Origin of the sequence: Novosphingobium oxfordense (assembly GCF_044029435.1) — a bacterium.
Lineage (GTDB): Bacteria > Pseudomonadota > Alphaproteobacteria > Sphingomonadales > Sphingomonadaceae > Novosphingobium.
In genome coordinates this window covers 66,551-78,119 of the sequence record NZ_CP147007.1, presented here as the reverse complement: position 1 = coordinate 78,119, position 11,569 = coordinate 66,551, and the positions used below count along the sequence as shown (strand labels likewise).

Here is an 11,569-nt window from a genome sequence, read left to right as displayed (position 1 = left end):
ATATATCGGCGCCGAATGGAACGCGCGGCCGATCGCTTGCCTGAAATCAGCGAGAACCGAAGCCTTCCAGTCGATCTTGCCGATTTCATCGCGCTCTATTACCGCTCCTCGCCAAGTGCCTGCCGAGAGGCCGCGCACGGCAGGTTCGACCTGATGGGCACGACCGTCGATTTCGGCAGCGTGAACGGAATCGACTGGCGTCATCGCCTGCCAACCGAACACGATCATCATCTTTGGCGCATGAAGCTGTGTCAGTTGGAAATCCTGCACAGCCTCATTGCGGATGGCCGCCGGGAGGACGAAGCTACCGCATTGGCCCTTATTGCAAGTTTCGAACGCGATGCCGGCTTCGATCTTGCAGACCCGTTCCGGACGATCTGGTCGCCTTACGGTGCCTCCCACCGCATCCTCTCGACGCTGAGCGGTTTTGCAATCGCGCAATCGCGAGGGATGCTCGGCCCAGAATTGCGGGATAGGGTCGCGCGCTTTCTTCACCGGGACGCCGCCTTCGTGCGGGCCAATGTCGAGCACGACCTCTGCAACAATCACACAGAGCGCAACCTGGCGGCGCTTTGTCTCTACGGGATGGCCTGCATGCCGCTGCGCAAACGCCAGGCAACGAGGCTGGATCGTGAAGTACGCACCATCATCGAGCGGACGATCCTGCCCGATGGCATGCAGATCGAGCGTTCGGCGATGTACCAGGGCCTCAGCGTGATGGCCCTCAGGATATTTGCGGCCGCGGATTTCCTGAACGCGTCAACGCGCGCCCTGGCCACGGAGCGTGGCGCCGCCGCCGAACGGGCTTGGCTGCTGTTGTCTCACCGCGACGGCGACATTGCGCTCTTCAACGACAGTTGGATCGGTGAAACACCCCGTGCCCGCGATGTTCTGAAACAGCCCGAGTCTCGCCCGGAAAAATCAATCCTGCCCAACGCCGGTTACATTCGGGTGGCATCGGGCGAGATCGACGTGTGGATGGACGCCGGCGATATCGGGCCCGAGTGGAATCCAGGCCATGGGCACGCCGACTTCCTGGGGATTGAGGTCGACGTCGCGGGCGAACGGCTCGTTGTCGATCCCGGCACCTCGCAATATTCCACTGGCCCGCGTCGGACATGGGAAAGATCCGCGAAGGCGCACAATGGCCCCTGCTTTAACGGGTTCGAACCGGTCGAGTATTTCGGGTGCTTCAAGGTTGGTCAGCTCGCCGCTGCCGAAATGACCCACTATGAGCCCTTCGAGCGAGCGGTTGGCGGCCGGCTTGTGACGAGCCGCGGGGTGGTCCGACGATCGGTCTCGGTGCCGAGTGCAGGAACTATTCTCGTGACCGATAACTGGACCGGCACTTCGGATGACTGCAGATCGCGGTTCCTCGTACCTGCCGACTGGGACCTGAAGATGGACAAGGGAGGAGGGATCCGGCTGTCCAAGGGTCTGGCCGAAGCCCACCTTGAAGCCCTGTACGGGCAGATCGAGCTGGGGGGCACAGACGTATGGTGCCGTCGCTATATGGCTCCCGAACCCGCGCATGTGCTGACGCTTGTCCCCGAACAAGGCGATGCCGGTCGCTACGCAACGCTACGCGTGGTCCATGTTCCGCCTGTCGGCCAACCCGAAACAAAGGAAGCGCGGACCTTCGCTCCAGCAAGTGGGTGCGAGCAATGATCCGGCTTCCACCCAGAAGCCGTCGTGTCACCCAGCCTGGGAACTGGCATTGGCCGATTGGGATCGTGCGGCAGTTGCATGCGACGGGCCCCTCAAGCGGACCCCACACGCCGATGCCGCCTGCTGATCGCCGGCCAGGCTCCAAATTTGCCTATCTTCCGATCCTCGCCTGGGAGCGCATCGAACCAATGGAAAGTCTGCCACAATGATCGAGACGCACACTATTTTGCCGGTCATACTCTGTGGAGGCTCGGGCACACGACTTTGGCCGCTTTCCCGGCCGGAGCGCCCCAAGCAATTCCATAGGCTGCTGTCTTCGCGCACGATGCTGCAGACAACGGCGCACTATGTGAGCGATCGCGAGCGGTTTGCCGCCCCCCTCATAATTGGTGGCTCGGAATTTGGCGGCGAGATACGCCGTCAAATGAAGGACGCCGATATCGAGGGCGTGCGCGTCATTCTCGAGCCCCTTGCCCGAAATACAGCGCCTGCCATAGCGCTCGCTGCTCTCGCTTCAGCACGGCCAGACGACTTGCTGCTAGTCCTGCCCAGCGATCATGCGATCCAAGTCCCGGATGCCTTCCAACGCGCGCTCGACCTTGCTGCGCCGCTTGCACGCGAAGGTTGGCTCTGCACTTTCGGAATCGAGCCGGGAAGCCCGAACACCGGATACGGCTACATCCGAACTGGTGAGCCTCTTGCACCAGGTATTCAGAGAATTGCCTGCTTCGTGGAAAAGCCGGATGCGGATCGCGCACAGGCCATGCTCGATGCCGGCGGTCACCTCTGGAATGCCGGCATCTTCCTGCTCAGGGCCGACGCGCTTCTGGCAGCACTTGGCCTGCTTCAGCCCGCCGTGGCCATAGCCGCTGCTGAAGCGATGGCGCTGGCGAGGGTGCAGTTCGACGGCACGATCCTTCCCGACGCGAAGGCCTTTGCCGCAGCTCCCGCCATTTCGATCGATCATGGCGTCCTTGAACGCCATGACAAGGTTGCCGTCGTGCCGGTTGCCATGGGCTGGTCGGATATCGGCAGCTGGGATGCCCTTTATGAAGCGCGCGAACGGGACGATGATGACAACTGCGTGCGTGGTCCCTCGGTGCGGCACGACAGCCGGGGGTGCCTCGTCCACAGCGAAGGACCTCGCGTCGCATTGCTCGGTGTCGATGACCTGATTGTCGTTGCAACCGGCGCGGACATCCTCATCATGGCGCGGGGACGCTCGCAGGAAGTGCGCGAATTGAGCGCAGAAATGCAGCGCGCATGACGCTGGGGACCTCAAGCCCGCCGGGCTCGATCGTGCCTGGGAAAATTGGCGAGATGCAGATTCCCCCCTCGGATCTCGAAGCCTCGCTCGTTCAAGGTGATCGCTCCGCGATCAATTACCTCGTGGCGCTAGCCGAAGAGCACCTCAAGAACGCGCGGGTCATCCGATCCATCGCGGTTGAGCTGCTGAACAGGATTGAGCCTGAGCAGGCTCGGAGGGAAAGACTGCAGGCCGACACCGCCTACAACAATCTGGACATGCGCTTTCGCAGGAGCGCCCGGCTCCTCGTCGAATTGCTGGAGACCCCGGACCTTCCCCGGAAGGACGAAGAACTGGCAGACCTCATTTGCGTGCGCAAACCCAGCGTTCCGGCATTGCGGGTCTACGTACACGACCTTCGAACCTCTCTGTCCCGCGCCGGCCTCGAAGGCGTGGTCAAATGCAGGCGGGGCCAAGGCTACTTCATCCAGAGCGAGGACATCGAGAGAATTTTGGATCGAGTGGGCTGAGCTACGTCGGGATAGCTCTTCGCTGTCCCGTCAGAACCACGATGTCGCTTGGCGGATACGCAGGACACATGAGCATGACAATTCAAGGAAGCGAGACAACCGTGGATGGAGCCGCGAAAAGACGGACAGTTCTGGTTACCGGTGGGGCGGGATATATCGGCAGCCACGCTGTCCTTGCACTGCGGGATGCAGGATGGCCAGTTGTGGTGATCGACAATCTCAGCACGGGTTTCCGGTGGGCAGTGCCCGATGATGTTTCTTTCGTGGAAGGCGATGTGGGCGACTCTCCCCTCGTTGCAAAGATAATCCTTGATCACGACGTTCAGGCCGTCATGCACTTTGCAGGATCGATCATTGTTCCGGAATCCGTACAAAATCCGCTCAAATACTACGCGAACAATACCACACAGAGCCGGTCGCTGATTGAAACCGCTCTGACCACCAACGTGGCGCACTTCCTCTTTTCCTCGACCGCCGCAGTCTATGGCAATCCGCAAACGCCGCTTGTGGATGAAACGTCCGTCCTCAAGCCGATCAATCCCTACGGCATGTCGAAACTCATGACCGAAGTGATGCTCCGCGATGTCTCGGCGGCTCATCCGATGAACTATTGTGCACTGCGCTACTTCAATGTTGCTGGAGCCGATCCCCAATGCCGCACGGGCCAGGCAACGCTGGGTGCGACCCATCTCATAAAGGTGGCCGTCGAAGCCGCCCTTGGTAAGCGCGAGCAAGTCGCCGTGTTCGGGACTGACTTTGATACCCGCGATGGAACAGGCATTCGCGACTACATTCATGTCTCGGATCTTGCCCTCGCGCACGTTCACGCGCTGGAAAAGCTGGTGTCGGCCCCGACGCTGAACCATGTTCTAAACTGCGGCTATGGGCGCGGCTTCTCGGTCCTCGAGGTGCTCGATGCCGTCGATCGCTTGGCTGGCCTGACGGTAGACCGAAAACTCGAAGGCAGGAGACCTGGCGATCCGGCTGTATTGGTCGCACAGATCGAGCAGATCAGGACTACGCTTCCGTGGAAACCAAGGTATGACGACCTTGATACGATCGTGCAGCATGCCCTTGCATGGGAACGCCACCTCTCCGGACGATCGACACCGCGCTCACTGGCCTCCTCGGGAAGCGAGAAAGCACGGGAGGAAGTTTTTCGCCATGCCTGACGATCTCACCGTCGTGCTCATCGACAGCAATCAGAAACGGCATATTTCGATGGCGAGGCTTCTTCACAAAGCAGGCATCGAGGTAGAACGGGCTGACTTCCGAGGCCAGTCGGAACTGGCTCGCTCACTCATCCTGATTGCAAATGATGAAGAAGAAATTCTGAACCGAATGCTTACTCTCGCTGCCGGCGATCCTAGAATTTCACTAATTGTCTATGCCGAACAGGTCGATGTCAGAAAAATTGTGAATGTGATCTCACGAGGCGCGGTTGATTATCTCCTGATCCCGGCGCCCCCCCCGGAACTGGAGGCAACCTTGAAGGCAGCACGCAAGCGCGCGGTTCTGGCCATACCGGCCCAGCACCGTGTCATTCGCGCGGCCGAACGCATCAACCGTCTCAGCAAGCGCGAGCGCGAAGTGCTGCTTCGCATTGCGCGCGGCCAATCCAACAGACTGATTGGAAACGAGCTTTCCATAAGCCCGCGCACTGTGGAGGTACACCGGGCCAATATGATGTTTAAACTTGGCGCCAAGAATATGTCGGAAGCCATTCGCATCGCAATCGATGCAGGAGAGGCCTAAGCCCCTGCGGGGTGAAGCGCGCTCTTTATCTGCTGGCGCGCTTCACCCTTCGCGATCGAATCGCCCAGTGATCGGTCGCAACCAGAAAGCGAGTAAATCGCTTACTTCTGGCAGGCGACGATGGCGTCGATCACGTTCAGCGTGTCCGCCGGATCGCGCACGCAGATCGTATCCAGCCCCATGGCCTTGGCGGGATAGTCGTTGCCGCCCGGGAAGATGGCATCGCCGATGAACAGCATATCGTCATGCCCGAAATTACCGCGTTCGGACAGGCGCTGGAGGCCCCAGGCCTTGTCGACGCCCGGCTGCGTCACGTCCACCGAAGTGGCGCCGCCCAGATTGACCGAAACGCCAGGCAGGCGCGCCATCAGGTCGGCCTGGATCACCTTGCGCTTGGCGAAGTCCGGATCCCAGACTTCCTTGGCCTCCAGCGGGGCTTCCTGTCCCAGTGCGGAAAACGTGATCTGGCTGCCACGATCCTCGATCCGCTCGCCCCAGGTTTCCTCCGGCGTGAAGCCGGTGGCGGCCAACGCGGCGTCGAACGCGTCGAGAATCTCGCGCTTCTGCGCGTCGGTGAAAAGTTCCGCATAGACGGCGTTCCACGCGCCATCGCTGTGGACGTAGAGCTTCGCGCCGCTGGTAGGCATCAGCCACAGGCGCGAACGGTCCGTATGCGCGGGCAAGCGGCTGGCGACCTGCTTGTCGAACTGCGGCCAGTCCCCGCCGGAAATCACCGCCACGTCGGCAACGGTCAGCAGCCGGGCCATCGCATCGGCCATCTCTTCGGTAAGCGGCTGCTTGCTCTTGGCCAGCGTACCGTCGAGATCGAAGGCAACGAGTTTCTTCATTTTCCGAATTATCCCTGAAATCGGGGCCATCCCGCAATAATTTGATGAGCCCGCTGGTCGAATACGACTCTATCGCGAGAAGTGACATGGTCCTTGATGTTGCGCTGAAGGAGTTTCCGATCCGATTCCATCGGATCAACCGCTCCAACATTCTGGTTCTCCGCATTTTTCGTGTCGTCCGGTGGCGGCTGATGACACGAAGAACGCTTCAGAAGCAGGCGCTGCCGGATATTACCGATATGATATTCGCAGACCGTCTGCCACAAATATAAAGCAAATCCATATTTGTTAGTGAATTAATTAATACTAATATAAATTCTTTATTTTATCGCATTTTATTGACTTGCACCCCCACAAATCAAAGCTTAAATCGCCCAAGATCTGATTTACGTTCATCGTTTGCGGCAGCGTTCTCGGCTATGCCGACTCCAGCAGTTTGCAAGGGATATAGGATGGGTCCTCTCTTATGCCAAATGCATAGCAATATCGATCGGGCATCGGATCCCTAGCTTAACTTAGTTCGAAACGATGAAATATAACGTCGAAAGTTGCGCCCATGAAAGTAAGCATCGTGACGCCGACATTGGCGTTTGACCAACCACTTCGAGAAGCTAGGGCTTCGGTCGAGCGACAAACGCGGGACGTAGAAATCGAGCACATAATCGTGGTCGACGATCCTTCGGTTGCGATGATGCCAGACGAAAAACGCAGTAATGTTTCTACGTATTTCGTTCGCAACATGCACCCCAAAGGTCCGGGAGGTGCGAGGAATACCGCCCTCGACCTCGCTACTGGGGAGTTTGTCTTCTTTCTCGACGCTGATGACATCTGGAATGATGAACACATCGCGCAGATCATGAGTATTTTTGCAGCACAACCCGATGTCCACTGCGTCTCCGTGGCAGGGGTGAGTTTTGGCCAAGACGTCTCACGGCCGCGAGTGAACATTCCAGTCCTGAGTGATGGAGCAATCCCGCGTATCTCGGTCGCTTGGAACCCCGTCGGGTGTCCGAGCGGCTTCAGTTACCGGCGAGATGCCAAGACCCGCGCCGTTCGGTTCAAGGATGCCATCTATTTTCAGGATCTCCTCTTCTATCTTGAGCTACTAAGCCATGACGCCATTTTTTGGCGGCATCGGGAGCTGCATTTCTGGTATAGAAAATCACCGGGGCAGCTTACTTCGGTCATATCGACAGATAAGGTTCGGCACTCGAAACAGCTGGTCGAGCATTGCCTTGCGAAATGGCAGGGTGCCGGCCTCTCGACCTTCGAAGCCCAGGTTGCATCGGTGCAGATCAAGCGATTGAGCGCAGCCAGAATAGGCCGCCGGGATTACGCCAATACCTTACTGCTGTGCATTATCGCTCCGGTATGGGTGATCGGTCAGGCTAGGCGAATGCTCGAAAATTTCCGAATCGGCCGCAACGAACCATCGCACCATCCTTCGGAAAACCCTTCTCTCGGCACGGGTTCATGAGGCAAGACTACAATGTTCGCTCGTAACTTCTCGCCGAAACCAGCCTCTCGATTTGTCGAATTAATTCCGGGGTTGGGCAATGCAGAAAATTGGAAGCCAGCACTCTCCTGCTTTGACCGGAAAGCAGAGGAATTTGTGATGGATGTGGCGCGGTCAATTCGCGCGATCAGACGCGGCAGATCCGAGCTTATTGAGTCGGACAAGGTGTGCGAGTGGATGCCATTCATCAACCTGCCAGCCTGTAAGTATTCGCTTTCCCCCATCCCTCAAACGTGCGGCTCCGACACGTATCAAATGCTGGATCTGTCATGACTAGGCGCAAAGTCGCGCATAGCGCGGCAATCATGGGAATATTTCAGATCTCATCACGAGTTCTTGATGTCGCGGCATTGCTGGCACTTGCAAGACTGCTTGTGCCCGCGGACTTCGGCCTCGTCGCAATCGCCTCATCCGTCCTGTTGGTCTTAACCGCAATCACGGAAATGCCGGTGATAGACATTCTTGTGCAGCGCGACGAACTGCAATCTCGCGATGTCGACGCCGCCTTTACAACCAATATAATCCGTGGCCTTGGCGTGGCATCGTTAATGGCCTTGCTGTCCATCCCGATCGCACACATCTACGCTGATGAACGACTTATTCCAATTTTATGCGTATTGAGTTTGGTCCCGATCGGAAAGAATCTGGAAAGTCCGGCACTGGTGCACGCACTTCGCCAATTGAATTATAAACCAACCGCAAATGTTTTGTTGTTTGGAAAATTCTGCGGCGCGCTATCTTCTATCAGCCTTGCATTTGCAACGAAATCGTACTGGGCGCTGATTGCAGGCGTAACAACTACAGCGATTGCGTCGGCTGCATGGTCATACGTTTTGGCTCCCTACAGGCCTAAGATCGATTTCAAGGGAGTTTGGTCGTTGCTGAGCTTTGCTGGTTGGGTCACGCTGTCGCGCGTCCTCTTCACCGCAAACCAGCAAGGAGACCGGTTTTTCATCGGACACATACTTGGTACCTCGCGGCTTGGGACCTACACGATGGGCGGCGACATCTCCTCCATCGCCACAAACTCCCTTGCGGCGCCGATTCTGCGACCGATGTTTGCCGGCATGGCCAGAATTCACGCCGACCGCGAGCGATTGCGGGCAGCCTACATACAGTGCCAGCAAGCGCTAATGATGCTGATCCTTCCTCTTGGCGTCGGACTGGCTGCAGTTGCGGACCTTCTCGTCGCCTTGGTCCTCCAGCCTCAATGGAGCGATACACGTATCGTGATTTGGTGGATCGCGCCGATTGTCGCGCTGCAAATGCTTTCGATTCCGGTGCAGGCCGCATCGATGGCGACGGCCCAACCGGCCACTCTCACCATACGCGAAGGCGCGGCGCTACTGATGCGCTTGCCACCGACGCTATTGGCTGCCTATTTCTATGGGTTCGAAGGCGCGGTTATTAGCCGTTCGCTGACCGGGGCACTCATAATTCTATTCAACATGAACCTTGCAAAGAAGTTAGTCGGAGCCTCCATCACAACTCAAATCCTTGCCGTGTGGCGGAGTATTGCAAGTTCGATCGTAATGGTGCTCGCAATCCTCTCAACGAAATTCGGCCTTCCCCATCCAATTGGGGCACTCCAGCAGATATCGGAGCTAACACTTCTGGTCCTGGTCGGCGGCGCGATCTATTGCGCTTCCCATCTGACTTTTTGGAAAATGTCAGGATCCCCGCCAGGGCCAGAGACCTTCCTTTTCGAGATTGCCCGAAACCGGTGCAGGACACAGATCGCATGACCTCTACTCGTCATCAATTCCATCGTGGGGTGCTCAAGGCGCCTAAGCGCGTCGGCATTTTGACTTTACCTCTATCCATCAACTACGGTGGAATAATGCAGGCCGTTGCCCTGAGCCACTACCTCTCAGGGAAAGGCTATGAGGTGACACTGCTCGATAAGCGACGCCCGATGGCCTGGTGGCAACGCGCGGCTCTAGTATTACTCGAAAAAATCCCCTTCCAGAACATCAAACGTATACGCCAGACACGCCAAACACGCGATCTTCACAGTCCTTTCATCAGGCGGTACATCCCAAACCAGACCCCAATCTTGCGCTCCGAACGAGCGCTGTCACGTGCTGTAGAAAGCTACGATCTTGACACGATTATTGTAGGTAGCGATCAAGTATGGCGAATGGACTATCTCCAAGACGATGGTTACAAGGAATTCTTCCTCAGTTTTGTACCGTCGCAAAGTATTCGACGCATCGCCTATGCGGCGTCATTCGGAACCGGCGAATGGCCTCATGAGTCCAGAACACCGATCGTTTCCGAATTGCTGCATCGTTTCCACGCCGTTTCGGTTCGCGAAGAATCTGGGGTCAAGCTTTGCAAGACATCATTTGGAGTGGATCATTGCGAGCATGTTTTGGATCCAACGTTATTGATCGATCCAGAGTTTTACAAAGCTGCCTCTGGTGCGGGCGAAAAAGGCGAGGACAAGATATTTTTAACATACATCCTTGATGCGCCGGACAGACGGCCGGTGATCGATGCGATCGCCAACGAACTTCCCGTCGAGTACCAACTCCGCTCTCTCGTCCTAAAACAGGCCAGCCCACCCGATCTACCAACCTGGCTGCGATCATTCAGGGATGCGGACTTCGTCATGACCGACTCTTACCACGGGACAATATTCTCCTTGATATTCGAAAAGCCGTTCATCGCGGTCGCCAATACCGGACGCGGATCGGATAGATTTGAGTCGTTGTTGGATCAATTGGATCTTGGACATCGCTTAATCGCTTTGAGCGAGGCACATCGGATCCCGGAATTGGTCCATGAGCCAATCGATTTTCGGGAAATACGGCAGAAAATTGCGCAAAAGCGACTGATCTCTGCAGCGTTCCTTGATCGTGCACTTGGCCTTTAATTTGCCAGACGACGCGAGGGGGCACGCCGGCAGGTAAATCGGACCGCGAGGAATTACGGAGCATCCATGGCATATATTGCAGAGCAGCCGTCGGTTATCATCGATCAGGCCGCGTACGCTGTCTCCGCAGGGTCGCCGAGAAGCGTATGGCGCGAACAGGACGGTGCCTGTCTCATTTTTACAGTTCGCCCCGGCGACGTTGCGCACTATGACCGAGTACGAAAAAGGCCGTATGAAAGAGCGGAGGTAATAAGCATCAGGCCTTTCACTTTCGGCGAGACTAATACTATTTCCTTCCAACAGTATATTGCCCCAGGTAGTGCAGCCTCAAACGATCGGCCGGCGGTTATCGGCCAAATTCACAATACGGGCGGACAAACCGGACACCCGCAACCCTTCGTGGCAATGCAAATAATTGGAGAACGGCAACGCATCATAACGTTTTCCGGTGGACGCACGCAGGACGTTCGCAAATCGACAGCCCAGTGGGTGGGAGCCGTTGAACGGGGTCGCTGGGTTCGGTGGGTCTGGGAATTCAAGGCGGATCGCGCGGAAACAAGATTCCAGGCCTGGCGAGACGGAATTCAGCTATTCCCGAGCGCACTAAACCTCGGAGGATATGAAGGACCGCGTGGGCCATATTGGCAGTTTGGGATTTATCGATCGAAAGATCTAGCAACGATGCGAGTTGCCTACGCTGATGTGTCATTGCGCAAGGCATCTCTTGGTAGTCGCGTGGCGAATTTTTCGGCCCCGACGTGTCCTGTCCAGGCTGTGAAATGAATGGGAGCGCAGGGCACCAGCGCCTTCGGCGACGCTCTTCCAATCTTGCACCTTGGAAGGATTGATCACCAAGGAAACGATGAAGTTGTCCCGTTTTATTGAGACCCGACGAATAGCTTGCCAATTTTTGGCCTCCCGGTTTGCAGATGGCAGATCAGCACATGCCCCGGACGAGCCGTTTCGGGACTGGAATAGGCGTTGGAAACAAAATCAACTTGCCTGGTCATTGATTTGAGGATTTTCAGGGGAATATATGAGGCGGTGGGTAAAGGACAGGCTCGATCCCGACGGAATTGCGTATCGCTCTTTCAAAAGGGCATACAGAGTTCTTCGGCGATATCATTT

General features: G+C 57.0%; 12 protein-coding genes. 11 read left to right on the top strand and 1 reads right to left on the bottom strand.

The annotated features are described in order from the left end of the window. Window positions 1-15: 15 nt before the first annotated feature. The 5 genes from WBP07_RS20355 (at window position 16) to WBP07_RS20335 (ending at window position 5,199) form a co-directional block, all read left to right on the top strand. Window positions 16-1,668: a heparinase II/III family protein gene (locus WBP07_RS20355; RefSeq protein WP_395396244.1), complete on the top strand. Its 1,653-nt coding sequence runs from the start codon at window positions 16-18 to the stop codon at window positions 1,666-1,668. A 205-nt stretch (window positions 1,669-1,873) separates the two neighbouring features. Beyond that, complete coding sequence (locus WBP07_RS20350; protein WP_395396243.1) at window positions 1,874-2,935, top strand: mannose-1-phosphate guanylyltransferase; 1,062 nt, start codon at window positions 1,874-1,876, stop codon at window positions 2,933-2,935. Then, the gene (locus WBP07_RS20345) at window positions 2,932-3,444 is read left to right on the top strand and encodes a hypothetical protein (RefSeq protein ID WP_395396242.1); all 513 of its coding nucleotides are present in this window, start codon (window positions 2,932-2,934) and stop codon (window positions 3,442-3,444) included. The genes WBP07_RS20350 and WBP07_RS20345 overlap by 4 nt, the downstream gene beginning before the upstream one ends. A 68-nt stretch (window positions 3,445-3,512) precedes the next feature. Beyond that, complete coding sequence (gene galE, locus WBP07_RS20340) at window positions 3,513-4,616, top strand: UDP-glucose 4-epimerase GalE (protein WP_395396241.1); 1,104 nt, start codon at window positions 3,513-3,515, stop codon at window positions 4,614-4,616. After that, window positions 4,609-5,199 carry a response regulator transcription factor gene (locus WBP07_RS20335; protein ID WP_395396240.1) on the top strand — a complete coding sequence of 197 codons (591 nt, stop codon included), beginning with the start codon at window positions 4,609-4,611 and terminating at the stop codon, window positions 5,197-5,199. Before galE ends, WBP07_RS20335 begins: the two co-directional genes overlap by 8 nt. 101 nt (window positions 5,200-5,300) lie before the next feature. Here the strand turns inward: WBP07_RS20335 and WBP07_RS20330 are convergent, their stop codons facing one another. After that, entirely contained in the window at window positions 5,301-6,047 is a 747-nt protein-coding gene (locus WBP07_RS20330) for an HAD-IIB family hydrolase (RefSeq protein WP_395396239.1), read from the bottom strand. Between the two features lie 44 nt (window positions 6,048-6,091). Between WBP07_RS20330 and WBP07_RS20325 the strand changes: the two genes are divergently transcribed. The 6 genes from WBP07_RS20325 (at window position 6,092) to WBP07_RS20300 (ending at window position 11,224) form a co-directional block, all read left to right on the top strand. Next, complete coding sequence (locus WBP07_RS20325) at window positions 6,092-6,319, top strand: hypothetical protein (RefSeq protein ID WP_395396238.1); 228 nt, start codon at window positions 6,092-6,094, stop codon at window positions 6,317-6,319. A 284-nt stretch (window positions 6,320-6,603) separates the two neighbouring features. Further along, on the top strand, window positions 6,604-7,524 hold the full coding sequence (locus WBP07_RS20320; protein WP_395396237.1) for a glycosyltransferase family 2 protein: 921 nt from the start codon (window positions 6,604-6,606) through the stop codon (window positions 7,522-7,524). Window positions 7,525-7,536: 12 nt separating this feature from the next. Next, window positions 7,537-7,836, top strand: a complete 300-nt coding sequence (locus tag WBP07_RS20315) for a hypothetical protein (RefSeq protein ID WP_395396236.1) — start codon at window positions 7,537-7,539, stop codon at window positions 7,834-7,836. Further along, on the top strand, window positions 7,833-9,308 hold the full coding sequence (locus tag WBP07_RS20310; protein ID WP_395396235.1) for an oligosaccharide flippase family protein: 1,476 nt from the start codon (window positions 7,833-7,835) through the stop codon (window positions 9,306-9,308). The genes WBP07_RS20315 and WBP07_RS20310 overlap by 4 nt, the downstream gene beginning before the upstream one ends. Beyond that, the gene (locus tag WBP07_RS20305; protein WP_395396234.1) at window positions 9,305-10,441 is read left to right on the top strand and encodes a polysaccharide pyruvyl transferase family protein; all 1,137 of its coding nucleotides are present in this window, start codon (window positions 9,305-9,307) and stop codon (window positions 10,439-10,441) included. Before WBP07_RS20310 ends, WBP07_RS20305 begins: the two co-directional genes overlap by 4 nt. Before the next feature lie 66 nt (window positions 10,442-10,507). After that, a complete protein-coding gene (locus WBP07_RS20300; protein WP_395396233.1) occupies window positions 10,508-11,224 on the top strand; it encodes a heparin lyase I family protein in 717 nt (238 codons plus the stop codon). Window positions 11,225-11,569 lie beyond the last annotated feature (345 nt).